The following is a 14808-nucleotide window of genomic DNA, read 5'->3' on the forward strand; positions in this document are numbered from 1 at the left end:
GACACGGCGATGACGACGAACGAGAAGGCGCCTCGCCGCACGCGGCCCTTCGGGGCCGGCGGCCCGCTCACCTACGGCATCGCGCTGGTGGTGGTCGCCCTGACCGTGGGGCCGGTGCTCTACGGCGCGATGGGCGGCTTCCGCAGCAACGAGCAGCTCGCCCGCGACCCGGCCGGCCTGCCGGACCCGTGGCTCCTCAGCAACTACGAGGAGGGCGTCCTCGGCAACCCCGACTTCTGGCGCTACGCCCTCAACTCCACCGCGATCGCGGTCATCACCACCGTGGTGGCCGTGGCGTGCGGGGTGATGGCGGCCTACCCGCTGGCGCGCTACCAGTTCAGGCTGCGCGAGCCGCTCTTCATGGTGTTCGTGCTCGGCCTGCTGTTCCCCGCGGCCGTGGCGATCATCCCGCTGTTCATCCTGGTCACGCGCGACCTGCAGATCGGCAACACCTGGTGGGGAGTGGCCCTGCCGCAGGCGGCGTTCTGGCTGCCGATCACGGTCGTCATCCTGCGGCCGTTCCTGATGGCCATCCCGCGCGAGCTGGAGGAGGCGGCGCTGATGGACGGCGCGTCGAGGGTCGGGATCTTCTGGTGGCTGATGCTGCCGCTGTCGATGCCCGGGCTCGTGACGGTGGCCGTGCTGGCGTTCGTCGGCTCGTGGAACGCCTACCTGCTGCCTCTCCTGCTCCTGCAGGAGGACATGCGTACGCTGCCCCTCGGCGTCGCCGACTACTCGACCGAGCACTCGGCCGACACGGCGGGCGTCCTGGCCTTCACCACGATCGCGATGATCCCGGCCCTGGTGCTGTTCCTCACGATGCAGCAGCGCATCGTCGGCGGCCTCCGGGGCGCGGTGAAGGGATGAGCCGCCGTGCCGGAGAGGACGAGATGACCATGGACCACCACCCGACGGGCAGTCGCGTCACGATGCAGCAGGTCGCCGCCGAGGCCGGCGTCTCGGTCTCGACGGTCTCGAAGGTGATCAACGGGCGCTACGGCGTCTCGAGCGACACCTTCGACCACGTCACCGAGGTCGTCAGCAGGCTCGGCTACGAGGCCAGCCTCGTGGCGCGGAGCCTGCGCAACAGCCGCACCAACGTGCTGGGGGTGCTGGTCGCCGACTTCGAGCCGTTCAGCACCGAGGTGCTCAAGGGCGCCGCCGACGCGATCCGCGGCACCGGCTTCGAGCTCGTGGCCTACTCGGCAGGCGGGCGTGTCGACGAGCACGTCGGCTGGGAGCGGCGCTACCTCTCCCGCGTCATGGGCACGCTGGTCGACGGCGCGGTCCTGGTGACGCCGACGGTCACCGACGTCCAGTACGACGGGCCGATCGTCGCCGTCGACCCGCACACCGGACGGTCCGCCCTGCCCACCGTCACCGCCGACAACCTCCAGGGCGCGCGCCTGGGCGTCGACCACCTCCTCGAGCTCGGCCACCGCCGCATCGGCATGGTCACCGGCCGCCCCGACCTGGTCTCGGCCCGGCTGCGCGAGCGCGGCTTCCGCGAGGCGCACGCCGCCGCCGGCGTCGCGGTCGACGAGTCGCTGATCCGGCTGGGCGCCTTCGAGCCGGACCAGGCCGGGGACGCCGCCCGCGAGCTGCTGGCCCTGCCGGACCCGCCCACCGCGATCTTCGCCGCCAACGACCTCTCGGCGATGGCGGCGCTGGAGGTGGCCGAGGAGGTCGGGATCCTGGTCCCCGAGCAGCTGTCGGTCGTCGGCTTCGACAACATCCCCGACTCCGCGCTCGCGTCGCCACCGCTCACGACCGTGCAGCAGCCGATCCGGCAGATGGGCCACGACGCCATCGCGATGCTGGTGCGGATGATCGCCGGCGAGGAGCTCGCCGAGACCCACGTGACCCTCGAGACCACGCTGGTGAGGCGTCGGTCCACCGCCGCCCCGGGAGGCACCTCATGACCGATCTGTGGCAGGACCCCCGCGAGACCCCGGAGGCGCGCGTCGCCGACCTGGTGCCGCGGATGACCCTGCGGGAGAAGGTGGGCCAGCTCTCCGGCATCTGGTGGCTGGACCCCGAGGCCGGCGGCATGGCGCCGATGCTGCGCGAGACGCTCGGTCCTCAGCCCGACTGGGACGAGCTGGTGCAGGACGGCCTGGGTCAGCTGACCCGCACCTTCGGCACCGCGCCCGTCGCCCCCCGCGAGGGCATGGACCTGTTGGCCAGGCGCCAGCGCGACGTGGTCGCCGCCAACCGCTTCGGCATCCCGGCCCAGGCGCACGAGGAGTGCCTCACCGGCCTCGCGGTCTGGGGGGCCACCGTCTACCCCTCGCCGCTGTGCTGGGCGGCGACGTTCGACCCCGACCTGGTGCAGCGCATGGGTGCGCGCATCGCGGACTCGATGCGGGCCCTCGGCGTCCACCAGGGCCTCGCGCCGGTCCTCGACGTGGTGCGCGACGCGCGCTGGGGGCGCGTCGAGGAGACCCTCGGCGAGGACCCGTTCCTGGTGGGGCTGATGGGGAGCGCCTACGTGCGCGGGCTGGAGGAGGGCGGGGTGGTCGCCACGCTCAAGCACTTCCTCGGCTACTCCGCCTCGCGCGCCGCGCGCAACCTCGCGCCGGTCTCGGCCGGCCCGCGCGAGCTGGCCGACGTGTTCCTGCCGCCGTTCGAGATGGCGCTGCGCGCCGGCGCCCGCTCGGTGATGAACTCCTACACCGACATCGACGGCGTGCCCGCGGCCGCCGACCCGGAGCTGTTCACCGCGCTGCTGCGCGACCAGCTCGGCTTCGAGGGCACGGTGGCGGCCGACTACTTCTCGGTGGCGTTCCTGGAGAGCCTGCACCGGGTCGCGGCCGACCTCGGCGAGGCGGCCCGCCTCGCGCTGGAGGCCGGCATCGACGTCGAGCTGCCCTCGCCGAAGGCCTACGACGCCCCGCTGCTGGCCGCCGTCACCGCGGGTCTGGTCGACGAGAAGACCGTCGACCGGGCGGTGTCGCGGGTGCTGCGGCAGAAGTGCGAGCTCGGGCTCCTCGACCCCGGCTGGGCGCCGGTCGAGCCGGCCGACGTCGACCTCGACGACGCGGAGTCACGAGCGCTGGCCCTCGAGGTGGCCCAGCGCTCGATCGTCCTGCTCGCCAACGACGGCGCGCTGCCCCTGCGCGAGGGCGTCAAGGTCGCGCTCGTGGGACCCCGCGCGGACACGCCGCAGGCGATGCAGGGGTGCTACGCGTTCCCCATGCACGTGCTGGTGCACCACCCCGAGGTCGACGACGGGCTCACGATCCGCACGGTGCGGGAGGCGCTCGCCGAGACCTACGGCCTCTCCTACGCCCCGGGCTGCCCGGTCCTCGGCGGCGACGACGCCGATCTCGCGGCGGCGGCAGCCACCGCGGCCGCGGCCGACGTGTGCGTCGTCGTGCTGGGCGACCAGGCCGGCCTGTTCGGCCGAGGCACCTCCGGCGAGGGCTGCGACGTACCGGACCTGCGGCTGCCGGGACGCCAGGAGGAGCTCCTCGAGGCGCTGATCGAGACCGGGACTCCGGTCGTCGCGGTGCTCCTCGTCGGACGCCCCTACGACGTCAGCAGGCTCGCGCCGCGGCTGGCGGCACTGGTGTGCGGCTTCTTCCCGGGCGAGGAGGGCGCGCAGGCCGTCGCCGACGTGCTGTCCGGCCGGGTCAACCCGTCGGGGCGGCTGCCGGTGAGCTTCCCGGACTCCGGCTCCACGCAGCCGTGGACCTACCTGTCCCCGACGCTGGGGCGGCTGACCGACGTGAGCAGCGTCGACCCGACACCGCTCTTCCCCTTCGGTCACGGGCTCTCCTACGCCTCGGCCACCTGGGGCGCGGTGACGGCGACGTCCGGCTCGCGGTGGGACACCGACGGCACCTGCGAGGTCGAGGTCGAGCTGGCCAACGACGCCGACCGGGCGGTCTCGGAGGTCGTGCAGGTCTACCTCCACGACGTCTCGTCCTCGGTCGTGCGGCCGGTGCAGCAGCTGGTGGGCGCCGCGCGCGTCGACCTCGAGCCGGGTGCCGCCACCACGGTGCGCTTCACGCTGCACGCCGACCTGACGTCGTTCACCGCGCGCGACCTGGTGCGCATCGTCGAGCCCGGCCCCGTCGAGCTGTGGGTGGGGGCGTCGAGCGCCGACGTGCGCGGCGTCGTCGCCCTCGACCTCGCGGGCTCCTCACGCCAGGTCGGTCACGACCGGGTGCTGGAGCCGGAGGTCACTCTCACGTCCCGGTGAACTCCGGGGCCCGCTTCTCGGCGAACGCCCGCGGGCCCTCCTTGGCGTCGTGGGACTTGAAGACAGCGGCGCCGACGCGGGCGTCGTCGGCCCAGCAGTCGTCCTCGTGCTTGCCCTCGGAGTCGCGCATGGTCTTGAGGATCGCCTGCACGGCGATGGGGCCGTTGGCGGCGATCAGGTCGGCGATCTCGTGGGCCTTCGCGAGCGCCTCGCCGTCGGGGACCACGTGGCCGATGAGCCCGACCTCCTTGGCCTCCGGCGCCTTCATCGTGCGGCCGGTGAGGAGCAGCTCGGCGGCGACGGTGTAGGGCAGCTGCCGGATCAGCCGGACCGCCGAGCCGCCCATCGGGTACAGGCTCCACCGCGCCTCGGCGACGCCGAACTTCGCCGACTCGCCGGCCACGCGGATGTCGGTGCCCTGGAGGATCTCGGTGCCGCCGGCGACGGCCGGGCCCTCGACCGCGGCGATCAGCGGCTTGGTGAGGCGGAAGCCCTTGAGCAGCGACTTGATGACCGACGGGTCGAACTCGCCGGACTCGAAGCTGTCCGACGGCGGCCGGGAGTTCATCGCCTTGAGGTCGGCGCCCGCGCAGAAGTAGCCACCCGCTCCGGTGAGGATGCAGACCCGGATCGAGTCGTCGGAGTTCACCCGGTCCCAGGCGTCGCTCATGATCTGGAGCATCTCGCCGGACAGCGCGTTGCGGGCCTCGGGACGGTTCATCGTCACCACGAGCTTGTGGCCCACCTGCTCCACGAGGCAGTGCGGCTGGGGCTCGGCGGGGGAGTCGGGAGCGTCGGCGCTGGTCATGTCCAGGAGGCTAGCGAAAAACGAGAACGTGTTCTAGTCTCGCGGCGTGGCCCTCAACATCGCTGATCTCTTCGAACACGCCGTCGACGCCGCCCCCGAGAACCCCGCCCTGAAGGTCGGGGACCGGGTGGCGACCTACGCCGAGCTGGAGCGCGAGGCCAACCGGCTCGCCCACTACCTGCAGTCGCGGGGCGTCGGGCCCGGCGACCACGTGGCCGTCTACGCGAAGAACAGCGTGGAGCACGTCGTGGCGGTCCTCGCCGTGACGAAGGTGCGTGCGGTCAACATCAACGTCAACTACCGCTACGTCGAGGGCGAGCTCAACTACCTCTTCGACAACGCCGACGTGGTGGCGCTGATCCACGAGCGCACCTACGCGCCCCTGGTCGCCGCCTGCGCCCCGAAGCACGAGAAGCTCACCACGTTCGTGGCGATCCCCGACGTGCTCGACCCCGACAACGACTCCGACCTCTCCTCCTTCGGCGGCGTCACCCTGGCCGAGGCGCTGGAGGGGCAGAGCGACGAGCGCGACTTCGAGGAGCGCAGCCCCGACGACCTGCACATCATCTACACCGGCGGCACGACCGGCTTCCCGAAGGGCGTCATGTGGCGCCACGAGGACTTCTGGCGAGTCCTGGGCGGCGGCATCGACTTCTACAGCGGCGAGCCGCTCGACGAGCTCGACCAGTCCAAGCAGGCCACCGAGCCGCGCATGGTCACGTTCCCCCTCAGCCCGCTCATGCACGGCGGTGCCCAGGCGGGGCTGCTCATGCACCTCTTCGCCGGCCACCTGACCGTGCTCGAGCCGAAGTTCGACGCGCAGCGCACCTGGGAGATCATCGCGCGCGACGGCGTGCAGCTGATCTTCATGACGGGCGACGCGATGGCGCGTCCGCTGATCGAGGAGTACGAGCGCAAGGCCGCGACCGGCACGCCGTACGACGCGTCCAGCCTGTTCGTCATCTCCAGCAGCGCCGCGATCTTCAGCCCGCAGGTCAAGGAGCGCTGGATGACGGCGTTCCCCAACGGCGTCTTCACCGACTCCGTCGGCGCGTCGGAGACCGGCTTCCAGGGCATGGGCATGCAGGACAAGAACTCCATCAGCCACGACGGCCCGGTGGTCGGTCTCGGCCCGGCCAGCGTGGTGATCGGGGACGACAACCACGTGCTCGATCTCGCCACCAACGTCGGCAGGATCGGCCGGCTCGGCCGCGGCGGCTCCGTGCCCGTGGGCTACTACAAGGACCCCGAGAAGTCGGCCAAGACGTTCCTGCAGATCGACGGCGAGCGCTACTCCGTGCCGGGCGACTTCGCCCGCATCGAGACCGACGGCCGGGTCACCCTGCTGGGCCGCGGGTCCAACTGCGTCAACACCGGCGGCGAGAAGGTCTACCCGGAGGAGGTGGAGATGGCGATCAAGGGCCACCCCGCCGTCTACGACTGCCTCGTGGTCGGGATCCCCGACGAGAAGTTCGGCCAGGCCGTCGCCGCTGTCGTCCAGCCGCGCGAGGGCGAGACCGTCGAGCTGGACGAGCTGCGCGACTTCCTGCGCGCCTCGATCTCGGGCTACAAGCTGCCGCGTGCACTGACGCTGGTGCCGGAGATCCCGCGCAACGCGACGGGCAAGGCGCAGTACCCCAAGGCCAAGGAGATGGCGCTGGCCACGCAGTCCGCGGGAGCGGGTGCCTGATGCGCACCCCGCTGTGCGAGGAGTTCGGGATCGACTACCCGATCTTCGCCTTCACCCCCTCCGAGCACGTCGCGGCCGCCGTCTCGCGCGCCGGTGGCCTCGGGGTGCTGGGCTGCGTGCGGTTCAACGACACCGAGGAGCTCGAGCGGGTCCTGACCTGGCTCGACGACAACACCGACGGCAAGCCCTACGGCGTCGACATCGTGATGCCGATGAAGATCCCCACCGAGGGCACCTCCCTCGACCTCGGCGCGATGATCCCCGAGGAGCACCGGCAGTTCGTCGACGAGACGCTGCTCAAGCTCGGCGTCCCGCCGCTGCCCGAGGGCGAGGGCCGTGAGGGCGTGCTGGGCTGGCTGCACTCGGTGGCCCGCTCGCACCTGGACGTCGCGCTGAAGCACCGCCCGGTGCTGATCGCCAACGCGCTGGGGTCCCCGCCCGTCGACGTGATCGAGAAGTGCCACGAGCACGGCATCAAGGTCGCCGCGCTGGCCGGCGCGGCCAAGCACGCGCTCAGCCACGTCGCCAACGGCGTCGACATCATCGTGGCCCAGGGCTACGAGGCCGGCGGCCACACCGGCGAGGTCGCCAGCATGGTGCTCACCCCGGACGTCGTCGACGCGGTCGGGCCCGACGTGCCCGTGCTGGGCGCCGGCGGCATCGGTTCGGGCCGTCAGGTGGCGGCGTCGCTGGCGCTCGGCGCGCAAGGCGTGTGGATGGGCTCCATCTGGCTCGGCACGCAGGAGTACCAGCTCATGGGTGCCGCCAACAGCGATGCCTGGGAGACCGCCTTCACCCGCGCCACGAGCAGCGACACCGTGCGCACCCGCGTCTACACCGGCAAGCCGGCCCGTCTGCTCAAGACGAAGTGGACCGAGGCCTGGGCCGAGGAGGGCGCCCCGCAGCCGCTGCCGATGCCGCTGCAGAACCTGCTGGTCGCGCAGGCCCACAACCGGATCTCGGCCGCCAACGACCCCGACGTGATCTCGATGCCGATCGGTCAGATCGTCGGCCGCATGAACGAGGTGCGACCCGTGGCCGACGTCGTCGCCGACCTGGTCAGCGAGTTCGAGGAGACGGTCCGCAAGCTCGACAAGATCAGTGACTGATCAGTAGGGCGTCGTCCGGGCGATGGCCAGGGCCCGCGCGAGCTTGAACGGCGTCGCCTGGAAGTGCAGCCACGGCCGGCCCGACCAGATGAACGCGTCGAGCGTGGTGCCCGCGAGGGCGCGGACGTCGGCGGGCAGGCCCGTGGAGGGACTGGCGACCGCCGTCGTCGGCGGGATGCCCAGCGTGACGCAGCGCTGCTGGGTGCGGGTGCGGCACGGAGCGGCGTCGTCGAAGTCGCGGCCCGCGGGGTGCGCCTCCCACCATCCGTGCGTGAACGGCCGTCCGCTCTGCGAGGTGTCGACGACCGCGCGCTTGCCCGGCAGGCCGCGGGCCGCCAGCCGGGCGGCGACCTGCGCGCCGTACCGGATGTTGGCCTCGGGGGAGTCGTAGTGCGTGACGTTGAGGGCGAAGCCGCGCGTGTGCTCGACGCCGAGGCTGACGAGCAGCTTGGCGGCGTCGTCGGGGCCGAGCCAGTCGGACGCGCCGGCGTCGAGGTAGACGTGGGTGTTGGGCAGGGCGCTGAAGACCTTGGCGCTCCAGGTGATGAGCCTGCTGGGGATCCTCGAGCCGCGGGGGGCGCAGCGTGCGAACGGGCCGTCGGGCTGGAGCACGAGCATCGTGTGCGTGTCGTCCAGCTCGCGGGCGAAGCGCCGGATCCACCGCCGGTAGCTCGTCCGCTCGGCCTTGGTCGGCAGCCGCTTGCACGCGTTGTGCTCCCACGGCCGCATCCGGAAGACGCTCATCGAGACCATGACCTCGGGGTCGCCGCCGGTGGCGTTCTCGACGTACGTGCGGACCTTGGTGGCGATCTCGTCGTCGGGGATCCACCCGCCGAACCACGTGGCCTTGGGCCGCAGCGCGATCTTGGCGAGCAGCGCCTTGCGCTTGCCCGTGGCCCGCTCGTAGGGCTTCCACGCCAGCTCCTGGGTGCCCTGGTAGACGCCCCACGTGCGACCCGCGAGCGGGTTGCGCGGGTCGGGGTCGTCGGGTGCGGCCGCTCCGGAGTGTGCCGGGGGAGCCACGGTGAGGGAGGCCGCCAGGGCCACGAGGAGGACGATCATGCGCCGAGTCACGGGCTCAGGCTACGGCCGCCGGTCGGGGCGGCGCTGCGGAACGGACGACCTGATCGTCGGCGTCCGCGCCCCTGTACGTTCGCGTCATGACCATCCTGAGCGGCCCCCGCGTCCGGCACTCCGTCGTCTTCACCCTCCGCCACGAGGAGGGCAGCCCCGAGGCCGAGGCCTTCCTGGCCGCCCTCGCGGCCCTCGGTGACATCGACGGCGTCGAGGAGCTCGAGGTCGTGCGCGAGGTCAGCCCCAAGAACGACTACCGGCTCGGCGTCGCGATGGAGTTCGCCGACCGCGCGGCCTACGAGGCCTACAACGGCCACCCCGACCACGTCGCCTTCGTCCGCGACCGCTGGGACGCCGACGTCGCCGACTTCATGGAGATCGACTTCGAGGCGCTTGGCTAGGACGCCCCCGCCCGTGGGAGGCCCCGGACCGCCGGGGCAAGGAGCTCGTCTTCCTCGCCCGCGCACGCCGATGACCCCGCCGGGGCGGGGTGTGGGGCGGTCAGGGTCGTCGTTCGGGCTCGAGCGGGGTGGTGCCGGTGTGGTCGCGGCGGTAGGCGTGGCCGAAGGGTGAGTGCCACAGGTAGGTGCCGCGGTCCAGGACGTCGTAGGTCCATCTGCCGTGGGTCTTGAGGCGGTGGTGCCTACGGCACAGCGGTGCGGTGTTGCACGAGCAGGTCGGCCCGCCCTCGGCGTGGGGGATGTCGTGGTCGATGTCGCACCTGGCCGCGGGTCTGGTGCACCACGGGAACACACAGGTGTGATCGACGAGATCGCCCTGCTCGCGCAGCCGGTCGGGGATCTCGTAGGCCGCGACGTGGACATGGTCGGCCAGGTCCCGCACCGGCTTCACGATGACGCGGGTGCCCGGGTTGCCGCACCAGGTCCGGACCGTCTCCGCCAGGATCGGTGTCCGGGTGTTTCCGAGGCGCCCCACCCCGTCGAGGTCCTCATGGACGTGCATAACGATCTCGGTCCCCACGGTGGTTGAGGTGCGAGCGCAGCGAGCCTCGAAACCACCCTCCGCAACTTCGCCGGCGTCCTCGAAGGGCAGCGAGTCATACCCACGAGCGAGGTCCCCAGCCGCGATGGAGCGCCGTACGTCGAGGGACTCCTCGGAGCCGGCGGCCTTGATCTCAGCGGCGCGCCGGGAGAGTGCGGTGTCGAAGTCGAGGGCGTCGACGTAGTCCAGGGTCCCGGTGACCTCGACGGTCCCGTTGATCGACACCTCGCCCTTGTGGACCTCGAGCCGCCGCCCATCGGCTGCGAGCCGGCGGGCCTTCTCGGCGGCCTCGGGGTCGAACCGGGCCTGGGCGGCGGTGATCTGTCGTTCGATCTCGGCGTAGGACACCGAGTGCGCACAGAAACCCACCGCCTGATCGACGTAGGCCGCGGCCTCGGAGGACAACGCCATGGTGTGCTCGGCGATCCAGCGCGCCTTGTAGAACGGCAGCTCCATCGCCTCGACGCGTCCCCAGATGCGAGGCAGGCGGTGGCGGGTCTCGAGCGTCGCACCGACGTAGCGCTTGGCAGCGTCGGTCGACATGCCCAACGCAGCGCCGAGCTCCATGACCGCGAACTCGGACACCCAGGGTGCGCCGTCCCCGGCGAGCGGGATCCCGCGGTCACCGAAGGACGCCTCGCCCTCGTCGGTCGTGGTGTGCAGGAGGCACCACTTCAGGACGCCGTGGAGGGTGTCGAGCTCGGCTTTGGCTTGGTCTGCCCTGCCCGCGCGGACCTGGGCCAGCACGGCGCTGGCCTCGGGTCCGGTGGGGTTGCTCATGGGTCTACTCAAGCACTGGCCACCGACAGTCGACGGCCTGAACCGACCGCCAGGAAGCCTTATCCACAAGGGCTTTGAGTATGTCCTTGATCTTTTCGGTGGGGTGGTTTCGAGGCTCGCTGCGCTCGCACCTCAACCACCGGAGCCGACCCCCATCGGGCGCTCCTCGCTGGCGCTCGTCGCTGCTCGACCACCGGCGAGGTGGGTCAGCGGTAGGTGGTGCCTCGGGGGTCGCGGGTCCAGGTGGCGCCGGCGGGGCCGGCGGCGGAGAGCTGGCGCTTGAGGACCTTGTTGGTGGCGGTGCGGGGGAGGTCGTCGACGATCTTCACGAAGCGGGGCCAGGCCTTGGGGGAGAGGTCGGGCTGGTCGGCGAGGAAGGTCTCCAGCTCGGCGGGCTCGAGCGGGGACAGGGTGATCAGCGCGGCCATGACCTGGTCGCCGACGGACTCGTCGGGCACGGCGTAGACGGCGGCCTCGGAGATCGCGGGGTGGCGCAGCAGGATCCGCTCGATGGGGGCTGCGGCGAGGTTCTCGCCGTCCACCCGGAGCCAGTCCGCCGTCCGGCCGGCGAAGTAGACGAAGCCCTCGGCGTCGCGGTAGGCGAGGTCGCCGGACCAGTACATGCCCGAGCGCATCCGCTCCGACTCGGCGTCGGGGTCCTTGTAGTAGCCGGCGAACGCGCCCGCTCCCTGGGTGTTGACCAGCTCGCCGGTGGCCGCGTCGGCGTTGAGCAGCTCGCCGTGCGCGCCGAACTCGGCGTCCGGCGTCTCCTCCATGCTGACGGGGTCGAGCACCTGGACTCCGTCCAGCGGACGCCCGAGGCTGCCGGGCGGCATCTCCGGCACGCGCTGCACGACCACGGCGTTCTCGGTCGAGGAGTAGGAGTCGACGACGACGCAGCCGAAGCGCTCGCCGAACGCCGCGATGTCGCGCTCGTTGGCCTCGTTGCCGAAGACGATGCGCAGCGGGTTGTCCGCGTCGTCGGGCTGCTCGGGGGTGGCCATGATGTAGGTGAGCGGCTTGCCGACGTAGTTGGCGTACGTCGCGCCGTAGCGGCGCACGTCCGCCAGGAAGCCCGACGCGCTGAAGCGCGGTGCCAGCGCGATCGTGGTGCCCGAGGCGACGGCCGGCCCCCAGCCGGCCATGATCGCGTTGGAGTGGAACATCGGCATCGACAGGTAGGCCACGTGCTCGGGGCCGAGGCCGAAGCGGTCGGCGAGGAACAGCCCGGGGAACGCCACCTTCACCTGGGTGATGTTGACGGCCTTGGGGTTGCCGGACGTGCCGGAGGTGAAGATCAGCATCATCAGGTCGTCCATGACGACCTCGACGTCGGGCACGCCCGCGCCGGCGTGCTCCGCCAGCAGCGCCGTCCACTCCTCGGAGTCGGTGCGCAGCACCGGCACACCCACGTCGACGCCGTCCAGCAGCGAGGCGTACGTCGCGTCCGTGACCACCAGCTGGCAGTCGGAGCGAGCGATGTCGGCCAGCAGCGACTCACCGCGGCGCGTCGTGTTGAGGCCGACGACCACCTGGCCGCCGAGGGCGGCGCCGCCCAGCAGCAGGCTGAACTCCGGGGTGTTGTCGAGCAGCACCCCCACGTGGGGCGGCTGGCCGTCGGTCAGCAGCGAGGCCATGACCGCGGAGCGCACGCACGACTCGTCGAGCACCTCGTCCCAGGTCCACGAGTCGTCCCCCGCCAGGAGTCCGGTGTGGGTCTCGCCCCGCCGCGCGAGGAGCTGGTTGCGGACGGTGATCTGCTCGTCGGACATCTAGACGGGCTCGCTGGCGAGGGCGCGACCGATGGTGAGCGCCTGCTCGGTGGCACCGCCGAAGAGGAACTCGAAGCGCTTGGCGCTCGTGAAGTAGCGGTGCGCCTCGCCGTCGAGGTCGATCCCGACGCCGCCGTGGACGTGCACGGTGGTGTGCGCGAGCCGGTGGCCCGCGTCGGCGGCCCAGAGCTTGGCGGTCGCGACCTCAGTCGCGGCCGGCAGACCCTCCGCGAGCCGCCATACCGCCACCCACAGGGTCAGTCGCTGGGCGAGCACGTCGATGTAGCCGTCGGCGAGGCGCTGGGAGACGGCCTGGAACGTGCCGATCGGGCGGCCGAACTGCTCGCGCGTCTTCGCGTACGACGCCGTCAGCCTCAGTGCGCCCTCCGTGACGCCCAGCTGCTCGGCGGCCGAGCACACGGTGAGCAGCTGGCCGAGGCGCGTCGCCGCCTCCCCGTCCGGCGTACCGACCAGGGAGGCGGTGGCGCCGGTCAGGTCCAGGCGCGCGACGGCGTCGCCGTCGCTGGTGTGCTGCTCGACCAGCTCGACACCGTGGGCGCCGGGCTCCACCAGGAAGACACCGACCCCGTCGGGCGTGGAGGCGGTGACCAGGATCGCCGAGGCGGCCAGGCCGGCGCGCACGATCGCCTTGGACCCGGACAGCGCCCAGCCCTCGCCCTCGGGGGCGGCCGTGACCGTCGGACGTGCCGGCAGGTGGGCGCGCTCCTCGGCGACGGCGGCCGTGAGCACGCCCTCGCCCGACGCGGCACCCGGCAGCCAGGCGGCCTGCTGCTCCTCGGTGCCGAGCTCGGCCAGCAGCAGCGCCGCGGCGCCCTGCACGGCGAGCGGCACGGGCGCGACCGTGCGGCCCACCTCGACGAGCACGCGGCACAGCTCGATGAGGCCCAGCCCGGCTCCGCCGTGCTGCTCGGGCACGGCCAGCGACAGGAGGCCGGCCGAGGCCAGCTCGCCCCACAGGGTGCGGTCGAAGCGGTCGCCGGCGCGCTCGACCTCCTGGAGCCGGTCGGTGCCGGTGCGGTCGCCGAGGATCCGCGCGGCCAGCGCGGCCGCCTCGTCCTGCTCGGGGGTGAAGGTGAAGTCCATCGGTGTGCCTTTCGGGTCACGGGGTTTCGAGACGGTCGCTGCGCGACCTCCTCAACCTCCGGGAGGAGCTAGCGCTTGGCGGCGGGCAGGCCGAGTCCGACGTAGCCGATGATGTCGCGCTGGATCTCGTTGGTGCCGCCGCCGAAGGTCATGACGAGGGCGGAGCGGAAGTAGCGCTCGAGGCGCCCGGCGAGCACGGCGCCCTCGGAGGCGCCGGTGATGCCGGCGTTGGGTCCGACGACCTCCATCAGCGAGCGGTAGACCTCCGTGGCGAGCTCGGAGCCGTAGATCTTGGTGGCCGACGCCTCGGCCGGTGACAGGTCGACCTTCGCGTCGGCGTCGGCGGCGAGCTTCCAGTTGATCAGGCTCAGCGCCTCGATGCGGGCGTGGGCCCGGCCCAGCGCGATCTGGACCCACTCGGAGTCGATCACCCGCTGGCCGTCGGGGTTCTTGGTCTGCTGGGCCCACTCGCGCACCATCTTCAGCGAGTGCACCAGCGGCGCGGCCGACGTGAGCGCGACGCGCTCGGCGTTGAGCTGGTTGGTCATCAGCGACCAGCCGCCGTTGAGCTCCCCGACCAGGTTGGCGGCCGGCACGCGCACGTCCTCGTAGTACGTCGCGCTGGTGCCGACGCCCGCCACGGTGTGCACCGGCGTGTAGGAGACGCCGGGGGCGTCTGCCGGCACCAGGATCATCGACAGGCCCTTGTGGCGCGGGAGGTCGGCGTCGGTGCGGCAGGCCAGCCAGATCCAGTCGGCGTACTGGATCAGCGAGGTCCACATCTTCTGGCCGTCGATCACCCACTCGTCGCCCTCGCGCACTGCCTTGGTCGTCAGCGACGCGAGGTCGGTGCCGGAGCCGGGCTCGGAGTAGCCGATCGAGAAGTGCAGGTCGCCGGCCAGGATGCGGGGGAGGAAGTACTCCTTCTGCTCGTCCGTGCCGTAGCGCATGATCGTCGGCCCGACCGTGTTGAGGGTGAGGTAGGGGATGGGCACCCCCGCGACGGCCGCCGCGTCGGTGAAGATCAGCTGCTCGACCATCGAGCGCGCCTGGCCGCCGTACTCCTGCGGCCAGCCGATGCCGAGCCAGCCGTCCGCCCCGACCTGGCGGATGACCTCCTTGTAGACCGTCGAGTCCCCGAACTCCCCGGTCGCCGAGGCGAGCCCGGCGCGGCGCTCGGGGGTGACGAGCTCGGCGAAGTACTCCCGGAGCTCCTCGCGCAGGCGGATCTGGTCGGCGTTCAGGGCGACGTGCATGCCGGC

General features: G+C 72.1%; 12 protein-coding genes. 6 read left to right on the top strand and 6 right to left on the bottom strand.

What is annotated here, in order from left to right; genetic code table 11:
* The first annotated feature begins 9 nt into the window (after nucleotides 1–9).
* From IRQ30_RS02600 to IRQ30_RS02610, 3 genes are read left to right on the top strand one after another with little or no spacing between them, the layout of a single operon-like run.
* Nucleotides 10–867 carry a carbohydrate ABC transporter permease gene (locus IRQ30_RS02600; protein WP_193611500.1) on the top strand — a complete coding sequence of 286 codons (858 nt, stop codon included), beginning with the start codon at nucleotides 10–12 and terminating at the stop codon, nucleotides 865–867.
* Between the two features lie 29 nt (nucleotides 868–896).
* Nucleotides 897–1922, top strand: a complete 1026-nt coding sequence (locus tag IRQ30_RS02605) for a LacI family DNA-binding transcriptional regulator (RefSeq protein ID WP_193611501.1) — start codon at nucleotides 897–899, stop codon at nucleotides 1920–1922.
* On the top strand, nucleotides 1919–4207 hold the full coding sequence (locus IRQ30_RS02610; RefSeq protein WP_193611502.1) for a beta-glucosidase family protein: 2289 nt from the start codon (nucleotides 1919–1921) through the stop codon (nucleotides 4205–4207). The genes IRQ30_RS02605 and IRQ30_RS02610 overlap by 4 nt, the downstream gene beginning before the upstream one ends.
* Here the strand turns inward: IRQ30_RS02610 and IRQ30_RS02615 are convergent.
* Complete coding sequence (locus tag IRQ30_RS02615) at nucleotides 4194–5015, bottom strand: crotonase/enoyl-CoA hydratase family protein (RefSeq protein ID WP_193611503.1); 822 nt, start codon at nucleotides 5013–5015, stop codon at nucleotides 4194–4196. The genes IRQ30_RS02610 and IRQ30_RS02615 overlap by 14 nt on opposite strands.
* Before the next feature lie 46 nt (nucleotides 5016–5061).
* Between IRQ30_RS02615 and IRQ30_RS02620 the strand changes: the two genes are divergently transcribed.
* Together IRQ30_RS02620 and IRQ30_RS02625 are read left to right on the top strand one after the other, a co-directional pair.
* Nucleotides 5062–6705 carry an AMP-binding protein gene (locus IRQ30_RS02620; RefSeq protein ID WP_193611504.1) on the top strand — a complete coding sequence of 548 codons (1644 nt, stop codon included), beginning with the start codon at nucleotides 5062–5064 and terminating at the stop codon, nucleotides 6703–6705.
* Nucleotides 6705–7814, top strand: coding sequence for an NAD(P)H-dependent flavin oxidoreductase (locus tag IRQ30_RS02625; RefSeq protein WP_193608972.1), 1110 nt, complete (start codon nucleotides 6705–6707; stop codon nucleotides 7812–7814). The genes IRQ30_RS02620 and IRQ30_RS02625 overlap by 1 nt, the downstream gene beginning before the upstream one ends.
* On the opposite strand, the gene IRQ30_RS02630 is transcribed toward IRQ30_RS02625, so the two are convergent.
* Entirely contained in the window at nucleotides 7815–8888 is a 1074-nt protein-coding gene (locus IRQ30_RS02630; RefSeq protein WP_193611505.1) for a glycoside hydrolase family 6 protein, read from the bottom strand.
* Nucleotides 8889–8974: 86 nt separating this feature from the next.
* Between IRQ30_RS02630 and IRQ30_RS02635 the strand changes: the two genes are divergently transcribed.
* Nucleotides 8975–9289, top strand: a complete 315-nt coding sequence (locus tag IRQ30_RS02635; protein ID WP_193611506.1) for a Dabb family protein — start codon at nucleotides 8975–8977, stop codon at nucleotides 9287–9289.
* 100 nt (nucleotides 9290–9389) lie between these two features.
* On the opposite strand, the gene IRQ30_RS23685 is transcribed toward IRQ30_RS02635, so the two are convergent.
* From IRQ30_RS23685 to IRQ30_RS02655, 4 genes are all read right to left on the bottom strand, one after another.
* Complete coding sequence (locus IRQ30_RS23685; RefSeq protein ID WP_193611507.1) at nucleotides 9390–10670, bottom strand: HNH endonuclease signature motif containing protein; 1281 nt, start codon at nucleotides 10668–10670, stop codon at nucleotides 9390–9392.
* Between the two features lie 206 nt (nucleotides 10671–10876).
* Complete coding sequence (locus IRQ30_RS02645; RefSeq protein WP_193611508.1) at nucleotides 10877–12442, bottom strand: long-chain-fatty-acid--CoA ligase; 1566 nt, start codon at nucleotides 12440–12442, stop codon at nucleotides 10877–10879.
* A complete protein-coding gene (locus tag IRQ30_RS02650; RefSeq protein ID WP_193611509.1) occupies nucleotides 12443–13546 on the bottom strand; it encodes an acyl-CoA dehydrogenase family protein in 1104 nt (367 codons plus the stop codon). It abuts the gene before it with no gap.
* 68 nt (nucleotides 13547–13614) lie between these two features.
* Nucleotides 13615–14802, bottom strand: a complete 1188-nt coding sequence (locus IRQ30_RS02655) for an acyl-CoA dehydrogenase family protein (RefSeq protein WP_193611510.1) — start codon at nucleotides 14800–14802, stop codon at nucleotides 13615–13617.
* Between the last annotated feature and the right edge of the window lie 6 nt (nucleotides 14803–14808).

The sequence above is a fragment of the Nocardioides lijunqiniae genome (assembly GCF_015024225.1).
GTDB classification, from domain to species: Bacteria; Actinomycetota; Actinomycetes; order Propionibacteriales; family Nocardioidaceae; genus Nocardioides; species Nocardioides lijunqiniae.